At 33.0% G+C, this 18522-nt stretch carries 23 protein-coding genes; 2 read left to right on the top strand and 21 right to left on the bottom strand.

Translation table 11 applies throughout. From position 1 onward, the window contains the following. Positions 1-62 precede the first annotated feature (62 nt). Together J5G60_RS08105 and J5G60_RS08100 are read left to right on the top strand one after the other, a co-directional pair. Positions 63-257, top strand: coding sequence for a hypothetical protein (locus J5G60_RS08105; RefSeq protein WP_150355902.1), 195 nt, complete (start codon positions 63-65; stop codon positions 255-257). Positions 258-368: 111 nt separating this feature from the next. Continuing rightward, positions 369-737 (top strand): YraN family protein, encoded by a 369-nt coding sequence (locus J5G60_RS08100; RefSeq protein ID WP_150355901.1) that lies wholly within the window; start codon positions 369-371, stop codon positions 735-737. 34 nt (positions 738-771) lie between these two features. Here J5G60_RS08100 and J5G60_RS08095 read toward each other — a convergent pair whose 3' ends face one another. The 21 genes from J5G60_RS08095 to pta form a co-directional block, all read right to left on the bottom strand. After that, a complete protein-coding gene (locus J5G60_RS08095; protein ID WP_150355900.1) occupies positions 772-1599 on the bottom strand; it encodes a ribonuclease HII in 828 nt (275 codons plus the stop codon). Positions 1600-1623: 24 nt separating this feature from the next. After that, positions 1624-2466: a ribosome biogenesis GTPase YlqF gene (gene ylqF, locus J5G60_RS08090; protein WP_150355899.1), complete on the bottom strand. Its 843-nt coding sequence runs from the start codon at positions 2464-2466 to the stop codon at positions 1624-1626. Positions 2467-2483: 17 nt separating this feature from the next. After that, the gene (gene lepB, locus J5G60_RS08085) at positions 2484-3005 is read right to left on the bottom strand and encodes a signal peptidase I (RefSeq protein WP_150355898.1); all 522 of its coding nucleotides are present in this window, start codon (positions 3003-3005) and stop codon (positions 2484-2486) included. 53 nt (positions 3006-3058) lie between these two features. Beyond that, positions 3059-3406 carry a 50S ribosomal protein L19 gene (rplS, locus tag J5G60_RS08080; RefSeq protein WP_150355897.1) on the bottom strand — a complete coding sequence of 116 codons (348 nt, stop codon included), beginning with the start codon at positions 3404-3406 and terminating at the stop codon, positions 3059-3061. Between the two features lie 131 nt (positions 3407-3537). Further along, positions 3538-4266 (bottom strand): tRNA (guanosine(37)-N1)-methyltransferase TrmD, encoded by a 729-nt coding sequence (trmD, locus tag J5G60_RS08075; protein WP_150355896.1) that lies wholly within the window; start codon positions 4264-4266, stop codon positions 3538-3540. Then, positions 4257-4745 carry a ribosome maturation factor RimM gene (gene rimM, locus J5G60_RS08070; protein WP_150355895.1) on the bottom strand — a complete coding sequence of 163 codons (489 nt, stop codon included), beginning with the start codon at positions 4743-4745 and terminating at the stop codon, positions 4257-4259. Before rimM ends, trmD begins: the two co-directional genes overlap by 10 nt. Before the next feature lie 191 nt (positions 4746-4936). After that, positions 4937-5164: a KH domain-containing protein gene (locus tag J5G60_RS08065; RefSeq protein WP_106008009.1), complete on the bottom strand. Its 228-nt coding sequence runs from the start codon at positions 5162-5164 to the stop codon at positions 4937-4939. A 19-nt stretch (positions 5165-5183) separates the two neighbouring features. After that, positions 5184-5441: a 30S ribosomal protein S16 gene (gene rpsP / locus J5G60_RS08060; RefSeq protein WP_150355894.1), complete on the bottom strand. Its 258-nt coding sequence runs from the start codon at positions 5439-5441 to the stop codon at positions 5184-5186. 47 nt (positions 5442-5488) lie between these two features. After that, positions 5489-6838, bottom strand: coding sequence for a signal recognition particle protein (ffh, locus tag J5G60_RS08055; protein WP_150355893.1), 1350 nt, complete (start codon positions 6836-6838; stop codon positions 5489-5491). Positions 6839-6853: 15 nt separating this feature from the next. Next, positions 6854-7189 (bottom strand): putative DNA-binding protein, encoded by a 336-nt coding sequence (locus J5G60_RS08050; RefSeq protein WP_150355892.1) that lies wholly within the window; start codon positions 7187-7189, stop codon positions 6854-6856. A 107-nt stretch (positions 7190-7296) separates the two neighbouring features. Continuing rightward, positions 7297-8208, bottom strand: coding sequence for a signal recognition particle-docking protein FtsY (ftsY, locus tag J5G60_RS08045; protein ID WP_150355891.1), 912 nt, complete (start codon positions 8206-8208; stop codon positions 7297-7299). Positions 8209-8258: 50 nt separating this feature from the next. After that, positions 8259-11822, bottom strand: coding sequence for a chromosome segregation protein SMC (smc, locus tag J5G60_RS08040; protein ID WP_150355890.1), 3564 nt, complete (start codon positions 11820-11822; stop codon positions 8259-8261). Between the two features lie 14 nt (positions 11823-11836). Further along, the gene (locus tag J5G60_RS08035; RefSeq protein WP_150355889.1) at positions 11837-11932 is read right to left on the bottom strand and encodes a DUF4044 domain-containing protein; all 96 of its coding nucleotides are present in this window, start codon (positions 11930-11932) and stop codon (positions 11837-11839) included. A gap of 14 nt (positions 11933-11946) precedes the next feature. After that, entirely contained in the window at positions 11947-13029 is a 1083-nt protein-coding gene (locus J5G60_RS08030) for an elongator complex protein 3 (RefSeq protein WP_150355888.1), read from the bottom strand. Positions 13030-13042: 13 nt separating this feature from the next. Next, positions 13043-13756 (bottom strand): ribonuclease III, encoded by a 714-nt coding sequence (gene rnc / locus J5G60_RS08025; protein WP_150355887.1) that lies wholly within the window; start codon positions 13754-13756, stop codon positions 13043-13045. 199 nt (positions 13757-13955) lie between these two features. Then, the gene (gene acpP, locus J5G60_RS08020) at positions 13956-14189 is read right to left on the bottom strand and encodes an acyl carrier protein (RefSeq protein WP_150355886.1); all 234 of its coding nucleotides are present in this window, start codon (positions 14187-14189) and stop codon (positions 13956-13958) included. Positions 14190-14302: 113 nt separating this feature from the next. Further along, on the bottom strand, positions 14303-15325 hold the full coding sequence (gene plsX, locus J5G60_RS08015; RefSeq protein WP_150355885.1) for a phosphate acyltransferase PlsX: 1023 nt from the start codon (positions 15323-15325) through the stop codon (positions 14303-14305). Positions 15326-15411: 86 nt separating this feature from the next. After that, complete coding sequence (gene rpmF, locus J5G60_RS08010; protein ID WP_150355884.1) at positions 15412-15594, bottom strand: 50S ribosomal protein L32; 183 nt, start codon at positions 15592-15594, stop codon at positions 15412-15414. Between the two features lie 13 nt (positions 15595-15607). Continuing rightward, entirely contained in the window at positions 15608-16105 is a 498-nt protein-coding gene (locus J5G60_RS08005; RefSeq protein ID WP_150355883.1) for a YceD family protein, read from the bottom strand. A gap of 70 nt (positions 16106-16175) precedes the next feature. After that, a complete protein-coding gene (locus tag J5G60_RS08000; RefSeq protein ID WP_150355882.1) occupies positions 16176-17375 on the bottom strand; it encodes an acetate kinase in 1200 nt (399 codons plus the stop codon). Positions 17376-17453: 78 nt separating this feature from the next. Beyond that, entirely contained in the window at positions 17454-18449 is a 996-nt protein-coding gene (gene pta / locus J5G60_RS07995) for a phosphate acetyltransferase (protein WP_150355881.1), read from the bottom strand. Positions 18450-18522: the final 73 nt, after the last annotated feature.

Here is an 18522-nt window from a genome sequence, read left to right as displayed (position 1 = left end):
CAATAATTGTATAATATATATAATTTAGGATAAATTTTAAACATTGTTAGGGGGAATATTATATGTACTTTCTTTTAGTTATACTAGGTCTTATAGTGGGCATTGTATTGATTCTCACAGGAATAGGAAGGAAGAATAGTGATATGATAAGTATTGGAAGTGTACTCTCTATATTTTTTTTACTGATCTGCATAAATGTATATATGCCAAATTTTATCAGCGAATTAAAAACAATTTCAATAGATGTACACAGATAGGAAAACCTATACATAAAATTAATTTTTGAGCTTAAATACTATATACAATGCAAGTATTCGATATAAATGCTATAATAATAAAAAATTCTAAAAATAGAAGGTGGAAAATCCATGCATTCTTTCAATAAGAATATAGGTTCCCTGGGTGAGGATGTAGCTGAAAATTACCTTAGAGAAATTGGATACACAATATTGGAAAGAAATTTTCGGTGTAAAACAGGAGAAGTTGATATTATAGGAAAAGACGGAAATTATCTCTGTTTTGTAGAAGTTAAATCCCGTTATGGCAAGTTATATGGAAGCCCCTGTGAAGCCGTAAATTATTCCAAACAAGCTAAAATATATAAAACAGCCACTGTATATATAATGAAAAAAAAATTATATAAATTTAATTTTAGATTTGATGTCATAGAAATAATATTCAACACCTATAATAACATTCCATCCGTAAAGCTTATTAAAGATGCTTTTCAAATATAAGTTATATACTTTTTTTGATTCGAATTTTAATAATTCACATTATATTTTTCAAAAAACTTTTTCTGTGTATCTTGCAGATCCCATATTTTTTTATAGCTTTTATATGTTCTTCAGTCCCATAGCCTGAATTATGCTCAAATCCATACTCAGTATATATATGGGAATATTCTTTCATAAGGCTGTCCCTGTAAACCTTGGCTATAATTGAAGCCGCTGCTATACTTGCACTTTTAGCATCACCTTTTATTATAAATTCGTTGTTGTTATATAAATTTTTTATGGAATATCCATCAGACAAGACCATATTTACGGGCAATTTCAACCCTTCTACGGCTCTTTTTAATACTTCATTATTGCACCAGGAAATTCCCCTTTTATCTATTTCCACATTATTTATAACCGAAATATTATATCCTAAAGCCCTATGCCTTATTTCCTCTGAAAGTTCACTCCTCCGTCTTGGAGTAAGTTTTTTTGAATCTTTTATTCCCAGAATAAGTTCTTCATCATTTTTACAATCCAAATTCAATATAACTGCAGCAGCAGCTATAGGACCTGCCAGCGGTCCCCTTCCTACTTCATCTGCTCCTGCAGTATATATATAGCGGCCAAATTTTTTATCGAAGGAATACATCTCTTTTATTCTTTTTATTTCTCTTTTTTTATTTACAACAAAATTATAGAAACTTACAGATAGAGCATTTACATTTTTTCTGCTGTCAGATTTTAAATCCCTCAGTATTTTATCTATAATATCTTCTTTCAAATGGAAATAATTTTTCTTTACAAAATTCACTTTTCTCTTTATATCCTCAAATTTATATTCTTCTAGTCTATTCCAATTAAAATTATCCATGTTCATTTAATATACACCTTTCAGAATTTTCTAGGGTCTTTCCAGAGAGATAGGCCCCAATTTTCCTCCCCTAAATTCATCCAAAATCAAAACAGATACTCTATTGTAGTCCACTCTACCACCGGAAACTATAGCTCCTCTTTTTCTAGCTATGTTTTCAACATTCTCCAAAGGCATTTCACTTAATCTATCAAGTTTATACCTGGCTTTAAGCCTGTCTGGATAATACCTACACAAAAATTCTACAAGATTCAATGTCAGCTCTTCTATATCCATAATCTCATCTTTTATTGCCCCAGTAAATGCCAAATTAAGTCTAGTTTCTTCACTTTCAAGTTTTGGCCACAATATTCCCGGAGTATCCATAAGCTCTATCCCCAATTTAGTTTTAATCCACTGTTTACTTTTAGTAACTCCAGGTTTATCCCCAATTTTAGCTATCCTGCCTTTAGCTAATTTATTTATAAGAGAAGATTTTCCCACATTGGGTATACCTACTACCATTGCCCTGTCAATTATCTTAGAAATTCCCTTTTTCTTCATTCTACTATGCTTCTCTTTTAAAAGTTTATTTACCTCAGTTTTTATATTTTTCAAACCTCTATCTGTATTACAGTTTACCGACAATACACTTATACTGTCTTTAGAAAGATATTCCACCCACAATTTAGTTATATTTTCCTCCGCCAAGTCACTTTTATTCAACAGTATCATCCTGGGTTTAGAACCACATATATCCTCTATATCCGGGTTTTTACTGGATCTTATTATCCTGGCATCTCTCATCTCTATAACCACATCTACTAATTTTAGATTTTCCTTTATTTCTTTTCTGGTTTTGGCCATATGCCCGGGAAACCAATTTATAGTCATATAAAATTTCTTCCTTTCTAATTTTGAACTGTGCTTAACCCTCCCATTCTATTAAAAGGATATATCCTAAATGCCGCTCTTCCGACCACCATTTTATAGCTTACAAATCCCACATCAGGAAATCTGCTGTCCCTGCTGTTGTTTCTATTATCCCCCATTACAAATACTGTATTTTCAGGTACTGTAACTTCATTAAAATTTGACGTCATAGCTTCCAATATATAGGGCTCATTTTTTACAACATCGTTTACGTATAACTTTCCATTTTCAATCTTTACTCTATCCCCTCCAACGCCTACTACTCTTTTAATAAACTTTTCCTTAGGATCAGCAGGATATTTTATTACCACTATGTCACCGGGCTTAGGCGCTCTAAAGTAATAACTTACTTTCTCTACAATCAGCCTATCTCCATTGTTTAAAGTAGGATCCATAGAATGTCCATCTACACTTACAGTTTCAAATACAAAGGTTATGATTAAAAACGCTGCTACAACAGCTATCAATATGGACTTACCTATTTCTATCAATTCCTTCATTAAAAATTTACACCACCTTAATACTTAAAAAAGGGACTTTATAAAGCCCCTTTTTATCTTAATATTTCTTTTACCTTAGCTGCTTTACCTACTCTATCTCTTAAGTAGTATAATTTTGCTCTTCTCACTTTACCTCTTCTCACTACCTGTATCTTATCTATTATAGGAGAATTAACTGGAAATGTTCTTTCAACTCCTACACCATAGGCAACTCTTCTAACTGTAAAAGTTTCCCTTATTCCTCCATTTTGCCTCTTTAAAACTACACCTTCAAAAATCTGTATTCTTTCCCTGTTTCCCTCTTTAATCTTTACGTGGACTTTTACCGTATCTCCTACATTAAAATCCGGTAAATCTGTTCTAATCTGTTTACCTTCTATCTGTTTTATTATATCTAACACTGTGCATTACCTCCTAATAATTATTCAACGTTCTTATCCAGCATATTTACAGACAGCGGAACGCTCGTGCAGCACAAACAAATTTTAACACATATGCATTTCATTTTCAACTTATTTTAAAAATATATTTATTATCTATTTTCATCATAGAGTTTGATAAGCTTTTTGTCTTCTTCTGATAATGAGATTTTTTTAAATAAATCTGGTCTCTTATTTCTGGTAATTATAAGGGATTTTGCTCTCTTCCATCTTCTTATATTTTCATGGTGTCCTGATAAGAGAATTTCAGGTACATCGTTTCCTTGAAAACATTCCGGTCTGGTATATTGCGGATATTCAAGCAATCCATTGTAAAAGGATTCCTCCATATAGCTTTCCTTACTGGACAGTACATTAGGTATCATTCTGCATATGCTGTCTACAATTGGTATACATGCCATTTCACCACCAGTTACTACAAAATCACCAATAGATATTTCCATATCTATATATTTATATACTCTCTCATCTATTCCTTCATAATGCCCACACAAAAATATCAATTCACTTTCTCTTGAAAGTTCTCTTGCAATAGATTGGTTAAATGTTTTTCCCCTAGGTCCTAAATAAATAACTTTCCCACTGTTTCTAGTCTTTACTTCTTTTATACAATCAACAATAGGCTGTACAGTCATTATCATACCAGCCCCGCCGCCATATGGGTAATCATCTACTTTTCTGTGTTTATCCTTAGTAAATTCTCTTATATCAATGGTATTTATACTCAATATATTATTTCTGAGTGCTCTTCCTATTATGCTATAATTAAATACATCAAACATCTGGGGAAAAAGAGTGAGTATGTCTATCTTTACATCCATGTTTTCACCGGCTTTATAACTATCTCTTCTTTTTTCACATCTATATTCACTATTACATCCTTTATGGCGGGAATAAGCAGTTCATCTTTCCCCTTTATCCAGTATACGTCATTGCTGTGAGTATGAAGTACATCTCCAACTTTCCCATAAAATACACCTTCTTCATCTACTACAGAACAACCTATTATATCCGCAATAAAATATGTTCCTTCCTTCAGCTCAACTGCATTCTCTCTTGGAACTTCCAGGTATTTTCCCTTATAGGGAAGGGCTTCTTCTATGGAATCAATACTTTGAACTTTAAGTATAACTCTGTTGGATTGAAACTTACATTCAAGTATTTTCTTCGGTACTCCCTCTATATACACTACATCCAATTTATTGAATCTTTTAGGATCATCGGTCAGCGGATATACCTTTAACTCCCCTTTTATTCCATGTGTATTTATTATTTCCCCTATAGTTATAAATTTTTTCATAGAGTAATATTCTGCATATTAAAAATTAAATCATGCTGCAATTAAAATTTTAAGATCACATTTATAATAAGCAGATTTCATCCACCTCTTTTCCACTATAATGTAACTTAAAACATATATGGTTTCAATTGGTTTATTCAAGAATTCACATTATACTCAAATACAAATATAAGAGTTAGATAATCTAACTCTTATATTATCTCCACAACAACCCTCTTATTTTCCTTTATAGCTGCTGCTTTTACAACAGTTCTTATAGCTTTAGCTATCCTCCCCTGTTTACCTATTACCTTTCCCATATCTTCTTGTGCAACTTTTAATTCAAGAATTATAGACTGCTCACCTACAATCTCATTTACTTGAACCATATCTGGGTTATCCACTAACGATTTAGCAATTATTTCCACTAGCTCTTTCACTTAATACACCCCCAGTTAACTACTTACCAAGTTTATCCTTCAATCCAGATTTATCGAAAATCTTCTTAACTACTTCAGTTGGTTGAGCTCCATTTTTTATCCATTTTATAGCTTTTTCTTCATCAAATTTAACAGTATTAGGGTCAGTCGTAGGGTTATAATACCCTATTTCTTCTATAAATCTACCATCTCTTGGAAACCTTGAATCTGCCACAACTATTCTATAAAAGGGAGCTTTTTTTGCACCCATTCTCCTCAATCTTATCTTTACAGCCATCTATATCACCTCCTTAAAGTGGACAACAAACTATTTTACTACTATATCTAAAAAGGGAGCTTTCCAAATGGTCCCTTTTTAAAACCTTTTTTCATTCCACCAAACTGTTTCATCATCTTTTTAATTCGCGTAAACTCCCTAAGAAGCTTATTTACCATCTGTATTGTAGTGCCAGATCCCTGTGCTATTCTCTTCTTTCTAGATGAAGAAGCACTTATAATCGATGGATTTCTTCTCTCTTTTAAAGTCATGGAATTGATTATAGCCTCAATTTTTACCAGCTCTTTCTCTCCTTTTGAAAAGTCAATTCCTTGAAATTCCCTGGCATTGACTCCAGGTACCATTTCCATAAGCTTACTTAAAGGTCCCAGCTTCTTAGCCTGCTGCATCATAGACAGGAAATCCTCAAAATTAAACTCTTTGGTCAGCATCCTGCTTCCAAGCTTTTCAGCTTCTTCCTTGTCAATAGATTGCTGTGCTTTTTCTATAAGAGAAAGCACATCTCCCATGCCAAGTATTCTTGAAGCCATTCTATCCGGATAAAAGACTTCAAAATCATTCATCTTTTCCCCGACACCAATAAACTTTATTGGTTTTCCGGTCATAGACTTTATAGAAAGTGCAGCCCCTCCTCTAGTATCTCCATCCAATTTTGTAAGTATCACTCCGCTTATGTTAAGCTTCTCATTAAAGCTTGAGGCCACATTTACTGCATCCTGACCTGTCATGGCATCCACTACAAGCAGTATTTCATCGGGATTGACCTCTTCCTTAATCTGGCCCAATTCATTCATCAATTTTTCATCTATCTGAAGTCTACCCGCCGTATCCACTATGAGTACATTGAAATTATTATTTTTAGCATACTCCACAGCTCCTTTGCATATATCCACCGCTGCTGCCTTATCTCCCATGGAAAACACTGGTATGCTTATTTCTTTTCCAACTATCTGGAGCTGTTTTATTGCAGCCGGCCTGTATATATCACAAGCTGCCAAAAGCGGCTTTTTATTCTTTTTTCTCAACTGTAGAGCTAATTTGCCACACATAGTTGTTTTCCCTGCGCCCTGCAGGCCCACCAACATTATTGTAGTCAGCCCATTGGAATTATATTCAATCGAACTGTGGCTGTTTCCCATTAAAGCCGTAAGTTCCTCATTCACTATTTTTATGACCTGTTGTGCTGGAGTCAAACTCTTCAGTACTTCTTCACCCAGGCATTTTTCGCTGACACTTTTTATGAAATATTTTACCACTTTGTAATTAACATCTGCTTCCAAAAGTGCTAGCTTTACTTCTCTCATAGCATCTTTTATATCTTTTTCAGAAAGTTTACCTTTACCTCTAAGCTTTTTTAATGTCTCCTGAAGCTTAGATGCCAATCCTTCAAAAGCCATTCTAATCCTCCTAAATTAAATATTCTTTTTTACATAATCTTTTACCTTGTTTAAAACTTCCTCATTTCCACTGCAACAAAGGGAATCTATAAATTTCAAGATAGATTTTTTATTTTCTTCTAAATTTTTTCTTTTTTTCAATATATGTAATTTATCCTCATACTCTAGTAAAAGCTTATGACATCTTTTTATAATATCGTATACCGCCTGTCTGCTTGTATTGGTATGCTCTGCTATTTCCCTTAAAGACAAATCTTCATCATAATAAAGTTCCATTACATCTCTCTGTTTTTTTGTTAAAAGTTCACCATATATATCAAGCAATACGGAAAGTCGTATTCTCTCTTCCACGCTATCATCTCTTTTATTTAATAAAATAAATAACATATACCAAACCTTAACCAAATAAATAATATCAAAATTAATAAATGCTGTCAAGTATTTATACTTAACAGGATTTAAAATAATGCCTCCACAAAATCCCTACTTTTAAATTCCTGTAGATCGTCAATGCCTTCTCCAACTCCTATTAATTTTACAGGTATATTTAAACTGTGCTTTATAGATATTACGATTCCACCTTTAGCAGTGCCATCCAGTTTAGTGAGTATTATACCATCTACAGGACACACTTCGGTAAATTGTTTTGCCTGCTGGACTGCATTCTGTCCCGTAGTTGCATCCAATACGAGAAATATCTGTTTAAAAGCCTCTTTATACTCTCTTTCTATTACTCTGTTTATCTTTTCAAGTTCTTTCATCAAATTTTTTTTATTGTGAAGCCTTCCGGCCGTATCACATATCAACACATCTGCTTTTCTAGCTTTTGATGCCTGAATTGCATCAAATACAACTGCTGCTGGATCTGAACCCTCTTGATGCTTTATTATTTCGACACCAGCCCTCTCACTCCACACCTCAAGTTGATCTATGGCAGCAGCTCTAAAAGTATCCGCTGCAGCCATAATCACTTTATATCCTCTATCCTTTAGTTTATAGCATATCTTTCCTATGGAAGTAGTTTTTCCCACTCCATTTACCCCTATTACCAATATTATCTCTGGAATTTGCTTAGGTACAATACTGTTTTCCTCCTCACCCAGTATGTCTATAATTATCTTCTTTAAACAGTCATTTAATAAATTGGGATCTTTTATTTTATCTTCTTTTATTTTCTCCTTCAATCTATCTATAATATACACTGTAGTTTCTACACCTATATCCGCAGTTATAAGTATCTCTTCTAGCTCATCATACAGCTCCTCATCTATAGTTACAGCTCTGCTCAACATGTCCGTTATTCTTCCCGTCAGGTTGCTTTTAGTTTTTTCAAGACCGTTCCTCAATTTGTCAAAAAATTCTTTAAACATTTTTATTTACCTTCCCATTTTCTATATATTTTGTTGTTAAATATACCTTTTTAGTAATTCTCTTTCAAATCCACAGAAACTATTTTTGAAATACCTTTTTCCTCCATAGTAACTCCATACATCACATCACTTACTTCCATAGTTGCCTTTCTATGAGTTATGATAATAAATTGAGTATTCTCAGCAAATTTTCTAAGAAATTTTGCATATCTCATCACATTTGCATCATCTAATGCAGCTTCTATTTCATCCAGTATACAAAAAGGAGTTGGTTTAATCTTGAGTATAGCAAATAGCAGCGCTATGGCGGAAAGTCCCTTTTCACCTCCCGATAGGAGATTTATATTTTGCAGTTTTTTACCTGGAGGCTGGACTGTTATATCTATATTTGCAGTGAGCTCGTCACCATTTACAAGGATCAAATCTGCATTTCCTCCATTAAACAATTCTTTAAATATAGAATTAAAATTTTCTCTCAATTTACTAAAATTTTTTTTAAAGAGCATTCTCATTTTTTCCGTCATCATATCTATCACATTTTCCAGTTCATTCTTAGACTTTACCAGATCTTCCTTTTGTGAACTCAAAAACGTAACTTTCTCTTTCAATGAATCATATTCTTCTATAGCTCCCAGATTAACTGCCCCAAGTTTAGATATACTATTTTTCAAATTTAATATTTCTTCATTGTACTCATTTAAATTATCTATGTCATTTTTATATTTTAGAGCATTCTCATAGGTAATTTCCATATCTTCTTTCAATTTCAAATACATATTATCTTTTTCTGTTGAAAGCTTAGCAATAGATAACTGCATTTTGTGAAGTCCCTGCTCCTTTTTATTTACTACAAGGGCTAAATCTTCCAATTTTTCATTATTCATTTTTATATTGTCTTTGAGTCTTGTAATTTTTAAATTATTTTCTTCCATAATTCCCTGTAATTCTTCTATTTTCAGTTTTGCATTGTCTATATTTTTAAAATTTGTAACTTTTTTCAATTCGCAGTCATGTATATCTCTCCTGCACTTTTCAATTTCCATATTTATATTAGATTTTTTTGAGTCCAATTCCTTTATTTCCTCTTCTAATCTTTTTAGTTCCTGTGATCTATTTAAGATATTCTCATCAGTTTTCGCTATTTTTATTTTTAATTGAGTGAGACTCTCTTTTTTATTCTCAGAATCCTTTTTTTTATTTTTTAATTCTTCTTCCATCTGCAGGATATGTTTGTTATTTTGGCTTTGTTTTTCATAAAGTATTTTTAAATTTCCCTCTTCTTCTTGTAATTTAACTTCTTTATTTGCTTTATTTTTAGAAATTATCTCTATTTCTCTATTTGATATATTTATATTTTCCAGTAACTTTGAATTTTCCCCTTCTATATTATCTATCTGGCCCTTCATTTTAGTCTTTTCTATATTTTCTGCATAAATTTTATCTTTCAAAGACAAAACATCTTCATTATTTCTAGTCATGGCCTCCTTATTATCACTTATTTTCTCTTTCAAATTCTGTATTTTTACCTGTATATCTTTTATATTTGTAGATATTTCTTCTATCTCTCTCTTTCTTCCTATTATGCTGCTGTTTTTTTTCCTGATACTTCCTCCTGTAAGAGATCCTCCCGGATTTACCATATCTCCTAAAAGAGTTACTATCTTAAAACTATACCCACTTAATTTAGCTATTTTAAGGGCACTGTCCATATCACTACAAATTATTGTCCTTCCCAATATATACTCCATAATTTTCTTAAATCCACTTTTACATTCTAAAAGATCACTGGCAATACCTATATAGCCTTTTACATTTTTCAATCTGTCACTCTTTAATATTTTTTTCCCCTTAATTGTAGTAAGAGGTAAAAATGTAGCCCTCCCCATATTATTATTTTTTAAATATTTTATAAGAGTTTTAGCCATAATTTCATCTTTGGTTATTATATTTGATATAGAACTTCCAAGGGCAATCTCTATACAGGTTTCAAATTTTTTTTCAAGAGTTATAACTTCTCCTACCAAAAAGCAATCATTCTCAGTAATATGAAGCTTACCCTTTTTTATTTCCATCATAAGTACTCTTGCCGCTCTATTATATCCTTCGTAGTGTTCCTTAAGATTTACCAGCATAGTATGATTTGCCTCTAATTTATTGTAAACTGCGTTTAATTCACTTAATTTTTTTTGTCTGGACGAAAAAACTTCATTTAGTTTCAAAATTTTTTTCCTATTTTCATCAATATTAAATTGATATTCTTTAACACGACTTTCTATATCATCCATTTTTAAAAGTACCATTTTCTTAGTGTTGGAATTTATTTTAATAGAATGAATATAGCTTTCACAGGATGTCTTCATACTTTGAATTTTTTCCGTCATATCCCTTATATCTTTTTTAATTGAAATTATATCATTTTTTAAACTGGATATATTTCTTAAATGTTCTATTTCATCTTCTTTAAGATTCCTATATAGATCTTCTTTCTCCTCTATACTTTTCTCAATAATTTTCACAAAATTATTCTGTTCCTCCAGCTCATCACTTATCTCTTTTTTAGTTATCTTCAATTCAGATAGAGTATCTTCCTGTATTTTCTTCTGCTGCATATTTTGAACCCTTTTATCCTCTATCACATTCAGCTCCAGCATATCTTTTTCTATAACTTTTTTTATGCTTTCAGTCTGCTGTACTAATAGTTTTACATCGCTGCTTGCCTTTTGAACCCTCTCCCTGTTTTCATAATAATTTTTTCTACGGCTGGTATTCTCTCTGTTTAAATTTTCCATTTCTTCATTTAATTGACTTACATTTAATTTTAATTCAACAAATTCTGAATTCAATTCTTTAGTGTCCTGTTCAGCAGATTCTGAAGATTTTTTTATTTTATCTATTTTGTCCTCTAATTTTTCAATGGAATGAATCAGCATATTTATTTTCATTTCTCTCAATTTTTTAGATAACTTCAAAAATTCATTGGCTTTTTTTCTTTCAATTTCAAGAGGTTCCAATCTGCCCCTGTAACTTTCCAAGATATCTCCTATTCTCAATAAATTAATATGGGTATTCTCAAGTTTTTTTTCTGATTCTTCCTTTCTCCACCTGAATTTTACAATTCCTGCTGCCTCCTCCAAAATACCTCTTCTATCTTCTGGTTTGCCATTCAAAATAGACTCTATATTACCTTGTCCTATTATGGAATAGCCCTCTCTCCCTATACCCGTATCCATAAAAAGTTCATTTATATCTTTTAGCCTACACTGTGTATTATTTATATAGTATTCGCTTTCTCCAGATCTATAAAGTCTTCTGGAAATTGTAACATCTGAATAATCTATAGGAAGCTTCTTGTCCGTATTATCTAAGGTAAGAGAAACTTGACACAATCCTACAGGTTTTCTAAATTGAGTCCCTGCAAAAATTACATCCTCCATTTTCCCTCCCCTTAAATTCTTTATGCTCTGTTCTCCAAGTACCCACTTAACCGCATCTGAGATATTACTTTTCCCACTTCCATTTGGTCCTACAATAGAGGTAATCCCATCTGTAAATACCAATTCTGTTTTATCTGCAAAGGATTTGAACCCCCTCATACCAATAGTTTTTAAAAACATAAACTAGACACTCCTTACCTAAAAAACATTGGCAGTAATCCCATTATAAATATAAGTACTACAAAAAACACAATTGCTTTAGTCATTTTATCTCTGGCCTGTTTTCTCACAACATTCACTCTCCTCATACTATAATTTTATTTAAATATTCCTTCGTTATATAATCCTCTACTGACAGGGTCTTACTAAAATCTTTACCGTCTACAATTAGGGTTTCCCTATTAACCGCACTGCTCTGTATGACTTTTATAGAACATCTTCTCAATTTTTCTTCCAGCTTTATGAAATATTTCTTTTTATCTGCATACAATTTAGATAAGTCTCTATTATTTATTCTTACCTCCACCTCACCTTCATATGATTCAGGTATAATGTGTTCTAAAATACTATTATAAATACTTCCTTCCACCAGTTCTCTAAAGGCTGGATGAAAAGGTCCTGCCACCACATCTGCTCCAACATTTATTTCCTCTGTAGGTTGAAGTCCAATTCTAATTACATTTATTTTATTTGCCCTTAAAATACAGTACAGAGTTCTACATACATCTACTGCACCATCTAGATCATAGGGTTTATATATTCCTTTTCTATACATTATTTCCATAGGTGTTTGCTTTATTACAAGAGCAGGATACAATCTGTATATATCTGGCTTCATGGCTATGGACTCCTTTACAGTCTTTATATCTTTATCAAAGCTATCACAGGGTAATCCCAGCATCACTTGATGTCCCAATGTAAAGCCATATTCTTTTATAAGGAAAGACGCCCTTTTAACATCTTCTGGAGAATGACCCCTCCCTGATTTTACAAGAACTTCTCTATCCAGGGACTGTATACCCAGCTCTATTACCTTCACTGAATAATACTTTAAATTATCCAGTATATTCTTATTTATATAATCCGGCCTTGTAGAGAGATGTATAAAATCTATATCTCCACTATCCTTGTATTCTTTAGCTATTTTTAAAAGTTCCCTTTGTCTTTTCATTGGAATAGCCGTAAAAGTCCCTCCAAAAAATGAAATTTCCACTGTTGAATTTTCTCTTCTTATAGTTTTTAGATATTCTTCCACAGTTTTTCTGACAAAATCAGCATCAACCACTTGCCCATTTCCTGTAATGATACTTTGATTACAAAAAACACACTTATGCGGACATCCTTCATTAGGTACAAATATAGGTATTATATAATGTCTATTTTTCATCTATTTTACCTCTCTAAACTCTGCCGCTGGTCTTAAAATCCAATTTGTTCAGGGCATTGTGTGCCGCATTCTGCTCCGACTCTTTTTTACTGTAACCCATGCCTTTTCCCAACACATTTTTATCCATGCACACCTCGGTATAAAATTTTCTCCTATGAGGTGGTCCGTCATAGCTTATAAGCACATAGTCTATAGATACATCTCCATTTTTTTGAAGAATCTCCTGAAGCCTGGTTTTATAATCCAGTACTATTTTATTTTCCATGGCCTTTTGTATAATACCATTAAAATTATCAATGATAAATTTTCTGGCCCTCTCATATCCAAAATCCACATGAACTGCTGCAATAATAGCTTCCACACAATCTGCAAGTATGGATGTTCTCTCTCTTCCCCCTGTAAGTTCTTCCCCTCTGCTCATTTTTATGTATTTCCCTATATCCCATTTCCTGGCTATTTCATAGAGAGAATTTTCGCAAACTATAAGGGATCTCTTTTTAGTAAGCTCACCTTCAGGCTTATTTTTATACATTGAAAATAAATATTCTGATATACAAAGCTGCAATACAGAATCTCCCAAGAATTCCAGCCTTTCATTAAATTTTACATTTTTTCTTCCATTGGCATAGGAACTATGGGTCAATGCTATTTCAATCAATTCTTTATCTTTAAAACATATATTCAACCTTTTCTCTACATTCTCAATATAATTTGTTTTTTCATCCATTCATATTTCTCCTTTTGGAATTTATTCTTCAATTTACAGCAAATTACCCGCTGTATGCCTATAAAATCAAATTCAAGAATAAGTTCATCTTATTTATTCACTATAATACAATAATTGATTATCTACAAGAAATCAAAAACACAGCGTTCTTTTTGAAATTTAAAGCCCCGTATTCAAACGGGACTTTAAGGTATTTGATCTATTCTTCAGTATGAGCTTTTATGTACTCAACTACATCTCCCACTGTTTTTACTTTTTCAGCTTCCTCATCAGGTATTTCTAAATCAAACTCTGTTTCCAGAGCCATTATTAACTCGACTATATCAAGTGAATCTGCACCTAAATCGTCAACAAAAGATGATTCCAAATTTATTTCCTGTGAATCTATTCCAAGTTGTTCAGATATTATTTTTTGTATTTTTTCAAATATCATAATTCCACCTCCAAAAAAATTTTCTACATAAATAATATTACATAACTTATGTATCGTCAACAATAAATACCAGTGAATTTTGTTTTTAAGTATTTGAGTTTAATATATTTATATTATTGCTTTTTTATATTATCACTTTCAATTTCAGGTATCTTTTCTATTTCAGATTTTATTTTATCTATAACTTTATTGTCATAACAGTCTACAGCCCTTTTTATGGCATTTTTAAATGCTTTCCCATTTGAGCTTCCATGGGCTTTTATGCATATACCCCTAGAACCTAAGAAAGCTGTCCCTCCATATTCAGAGTAGTCCATCTTACCTTTAATTTCACTAAAAACCGGCTTCAGCATAATTCCACCAAGTTTAGTTCTAAAGGATTTCATAATTCCTGCCTTTAACATTTCAAACAAATTCAGTGCCACACCTTCATACATCTTCAAAACAGTATTTCCAATCATTCCATCACAGACTAATATATCTATATCTCCCGCTGCAATATCCCTTGGTTCCACGTTGCCAACAAAATTAAAATCCATTTTCTTTAAAATCTTATAGGCACTTTTGGTCAGCTCATTTCCCTTTTCCTCTTCCACACCTATATTTATGAGTCCTATAGATGGATTCTCCTTTTTTAAAACATTTTCCAAATATATTTTACCCATAAGAGAAAACTGCAGCAAATATTGAGGTTTACAATCCACATTGGCTCCCGCATCTATGACCATAAAATCTCCATTTTTTCCCGGCATAACAGGCGCCAGCGCCACTCTGTCAACACCTTTGATTCTACCTACAATTAAAGTAGCACCTGCCATAAAGGCTCCTGTGCTTCCTGCCGATACAACTGCATCTACCTTTTTTTCCTTTACAAGAGTCAGTGCTTTAACTAAACTTGAATTTCTCTTCTTTCTAACTGCCATAACAGGCGCTTCTTCAGTGGTTATAATTTCAGGAGTATTTAAAACACTTATTTTATCTTTAGGATAACTGTATTTGGATAACTCCTCTTCAATTTTCTTCTCTCTGCCCGTTATTATTATATCTACATCAGTTTCTTTAACAGCTCCAACTGCACCTTCAACTACAGCCGAAGGTGCAAAATCTCCCCCCATCCCATCTACAGCAATTATCATATATCCTCTCCCCTTTTACACACTAACCAATCTTATAAATACTGTCTTATCTATACAAAAAAAGAAAGCCTCAGGACTTTCTTTTATTAATTTTCAGTTGCAACAACCTCTTTGCCCTTGTAATATCCACAATTTTTACATACTCTATGAGCAAGTTTCATTTCATGACACTGAGGACACTCAACTAAATCCGGTAAGTTCAGTTTAAAAGTCTGTGCTCTTCTCGAATTTTTTTTTGCTCTTGAAGTTTTTCCGGCTGGATTTCCCAAAGTAAACACCTCCTTAATCAGTAAAAAGCATATCTTTTAATTTTGCCAATCTTGGATCAATATCATCATCTCTGCACTGACACTGAGAATAATTTAAATTAGTGCCGCACTTTTGACATAAACCCTTACAATCTTCTTTGCAGAGCCTTTTAATTGGCAAGCTCAATATAATATTATTCTCTAATATTTCTGTAATATCTATTATATCACCATTTATGAAGATGATTTCGTCATCTCCAACTGCGTTATTTGTGAACTTTTCAGCAATAGATATGTCTACAGCATATGGAAATTTTTCAAAACATCTTGAACAAGTGAGCTGTAACAAACAATGTAATTTCCCAGCTAATATAAAAACATCCTCTGCCCTAGTTAAAGTTCCACTAAAATTCATGGGCTGCAGAAATTTCATGTACTCCCCGCCATAGTAGAACCCCTCATCTTCTATTGTAAGTTCAAGTTCTCTTGATAATACATCCTTATCAAATAATTCCGATATATTCAATTCCATAATACTCACCTCTATACATTAGCCACAATTTATTATATAGAGATGAGCATTAAAAGTCAAGTTTTATATCCTATTTAAGATTTTTCACTATGTCCTTGGTATCCCTGGCTATCATGAGTTCCTCATTTGTAGGAATTACAAATACTTTTACCTTTGAATCAGAAGTACTTATCTCCAATGCTTCTCCCCTTATGTTATTTTTTTCAGGGTCTATTTTAATTCCAAGATAACCAAGTCCACCGCATACAGCAGCCCTGCTGGTAGCTGAATTTTCCCCAAGCCCTGCTGTAAATACTATGGCATCTACACCGTTCAAAACCGCAGCGTAAGCCCCTATAAAGGATTTAACCCTATGATAGTATAGATCCAATGCCAGTTTTGCCCTCTTATTCCCGGAATTAGCTGCACTTTCTACATCTCTAAAATCACTGCTAACTCCTGAAACTCCAAGCACTCCTGATTTTTTGTTCATCATTACATCAATATCATTTATAGACAGACCTGTTGCATTCATCAAAAATGGTATTACAGCTGGATCTATATCTCCACACCTAGTTCCCATGGCAAGCCCCGCAAGGGGTGTGAATCCCATACTAGTATCCGCCGATTTTCCCTTATCCACTGCACATATGCTAGCTCCATTTCCCAAATGACACGTTATAATCTTAAGTTCTTTTATATCTTTTCCCATCAATTTAGCTGCTTCTATAGATACAAATCTATGAGAAGTACCATGAAATCCATATTTTCTGATTTTATATTTTTCATACAATTCATAAGGAAGAGGATACATATAAGCATAATCTGGCATCGTCTGATGAAAAGCCGTATCAAATACTCCAACCATCGGTGTATCTGGCATTAATTGCCTACACGCATTTATACCTATTATATTAGGTGGATTATGTAATGGCGCCAGTGGTATGCAGTCTTTAAGAGCTTTCATAACCTTTTCGTCTATAAGTACAGATTTTGCATATCTTTCACCGCCATGAACAACCCTATGGCCTACTGCAGATATTTCCGACATATCATCTATTACACCGTATTCTTTATCCACAAGAGCATCAAGAACTAATTTTACTGCAACTTTATGATCTTCCATAGGCTGCTCTACAATATGTTTTTGACCATTGACCCTATGAGTTAAAATAGATCCCTTTATTCCAATTCTCTCTACAAGTCCCTTTGCCAGAACATTTTCGTCCTTCATGTCTATAAGTTGATATTTTAATGATGAACTTCCACAGTTCATTACTAATATCTTCATTCCAAACTTCCTCCCACTTTATAATTAAGTTTTCGCTTCATATTAAATATGATTATTTGTAAATAGATCCAATCTACTTTAACCTTGTGCTTGAACGGCCGTCACTGCTACTACATTTACTATATCTTCAAAGCTGCATCCCCTAGACAAGTCGTTTATCGGCTTTGCAAATCCCTGTGATATAGGTCCTATAGCCTCAGCTTTAGCAAATCTTTGCACAAGTTTATATCCTATATTCCCTGCCTGTATATCCGGGAATATTAGTACGTTAGCTTTTCCTGCTACATCGCTGCCTGGAGCCTTTAAATTTGCAACAGTTCCCACTATGGCTGCATCCAGTTGGAGCTCTCCATCTATTTTTAAATCAGGTCTGGCCTTTTGAGCTATCTTAGTTGCATTAACCACTTTGTCGACCAAATCATGTTTTGCACTTCCCTTAGTTGAAAATGACAGCATCGCAACTTTTGGATCCATCCCGCATAATTTCTTTGCAGTTTCTGCCGTAGTTATTGCAATAGAAGCCAGCTCATTTTCATCTGGACATGGATTTACTGCACAATCTGCAAATAGCAGCAGACCTTTATCACCATATTCACAATCTGGAACTCCCATTATAAATGTACTTGAAACTACTGATACTCCTGGAGCTGTTTTTACTATCTGAAGGCCGGGTCTTAAAAGATCCCCTGTAGTATGTACAGCTCCCGAAACAAGTCCATCTACATCTCCAAGTTTAACCATCATCGTAGCAAAATATATAGGATCCCTGACTATTTTATCAGCTTTTTCTAAGGTTATTCCTTTCTTTTTTCTCAATTCATAAAATTCATTGACATAAGTTTGGAGTTTGCTTGAATTCTCTGGATTCTCTATTTCAGCTCCATCTAAATTCACTCCTAATTTTGATGCTTTTTCCCTTATAGTACTTTCATTTCCTATTAAAATTATATCAGCAATACCATTGCTAATTATTTTTTCGCAAGCCTTAAGAGTTCTTTCCTCCTCACCTTCAGCGAGCACAATTTTTTTTCTGTCAGCTCTTGCCATATTCCATATTTGTTCCATTAATTTCATATTCGTTTCTCCTTTCAAAATTAATATAAGATTAAATACAATTATACTATAATCCTTTTTAACTATATTTTTC

Origin of the sequence: Clostridium sp. HV4-5-A1G (assembly GCF_900184915.1) — a bacterium.
In the GTDB taxonomy this organism is placed as follows: Bacteria; Bacillota; Clostridia; order Clostridiales; family Clostridiaceae; genus Clostridium_B; species Clostridium_B aromativorans.
The sequence above is the reverse complement of the archived record's forward strand: the minus strand, read 5'-3'. Positions and strand labels throughout refer to the sequence as shown.

What these genes read in the sequence shown, in the direction of transcription:
- rnc (WP_150355887.1), bottom strand. Translation starts at nt 13,756, where the DNA reads ATGGATGAAAAAACAAATTATATTGAGAATGTAGAGAAAAGGTTGAAT.
- lepB (WP_150355898.1), bottom strand. Translation starts at nt 3,005, where the DNA reads ATGAAGGAATTGATAGAAATAGGTAAGTCCATATTGATAGCTGTTGTA.
- rpsP (WP_150355894.1), bottom strand. Translation starts at nt 5,441, where the DNA reads ATGGCTGTAAAGATAAGATTGAGGAGAATGGGTGCAAAAAAAGCTCCC.
- ylqF (WP_150355899.1), bottom strand. Translation starts at nt 2,466, where the DNA reads ATGACTATAAATTGGTTTCCCGGGCATATGGCCAAAACCAGAAAAGAA.
- J5G60_RS08095 (WP_150355900.1), bottom strand. Translation starts at nt 1,599, where the DNA reads ATGAACATGGATAATTTTAATTGGAATAGACTAGAAGAATATAAATTT.
- smc (WP_150355890.1), bottom strand. Translation starts at nt 11,822, where the DNA reads ATGTTTTTAAAAACTATTGGTATGAGGGGGTTCAAATCCTTTGCAGAT.
- plsX (WP_150355885.1), bottom strand. Translation starts at nt 15,325, where the DNA reads ATGATAATTGCTGTAGATGGGATGGGGGGAGATTTTGCACCTTCGGCT.
- J5G60_RS08005 (WP_150355883.1), bottom strand. Translation starts at nt 16,105, where the DNA reads ATGGAATTGAATATATCGGAATTATTTGATAAGGATGTATTATCAAGA.
- J5G60_RS08100 (WP_150355901.1), top strand. Translation starts at nt 369, where the DNA reads ATGCATTCTTTCAATAAGAATATAGGTTCCCTGGGTGAGGATGTAGCT.
- rimM (WP_150355895.1), bottom strand. Translation starts at nt 4,745, where the DNA reads ATGAAAAAATTTATAACTATAGGGGAAATAATAAATACACATGGAATA.
- J5G60_RS08030 (WP_150355888.1), bottom strand. Translation starts at nt 13,029, where the DNA reads ATGAAAAATAGACATTATATAATACCTATATTTGTACCTAATGAAGGA.
- J5G60_RS08000 (WP_150355882.1), bottom strand. Translation starts at nt 17,375, where the DNA reads ATGAAGATATTAGTAATGAACTGTGGAAGTTCATCATTAAAATATCAA.
- trmD (WP_150355896.1), bottom strand. Translation starts at nt 4,266, where the DNA reads ATGGATGTAAAGATAGACATACTCACTCTTTTTCCCCAGATGTTTGAT.
- acpP (WP_150355886.1), bottom strand. Translation starts at nt 14,189, where the DNA reads ATGATATTTGAAAAAATACAAAAAATAATATCTGAACAACTTGGAATA.
- ffh (WP_150355893.1), bottom strand. Translation starts at nt 6,838, where the DNA reads ATGGCTTTTGAAGGATTGGCATCTAAGCTTCAGGAGACATTAAAAAAG.
- ftsY (WP_150355891.1), bottom strand. Translation starts at nt 8,208, where the DNA reads ATGTTTAAAGAATTTTTTGACAAATTGAGGAACGGTCTTGAAAAAACT.
- pta (WP_150355881.1), bottom strand. Translation starts at nt 18,449, where the DNA reads ATGAAATTAATGGAACAAATATGGAATATGGCAAGAGCTGACAGAAAA.
- J5G60_RS08105 (WP_150355902.1), top strand. Translation starts at nt 63, where the DNA reads ATGTACTTTCTTTTAGTTATACTAGGTCTTATAGTGGGCATTGTATTG.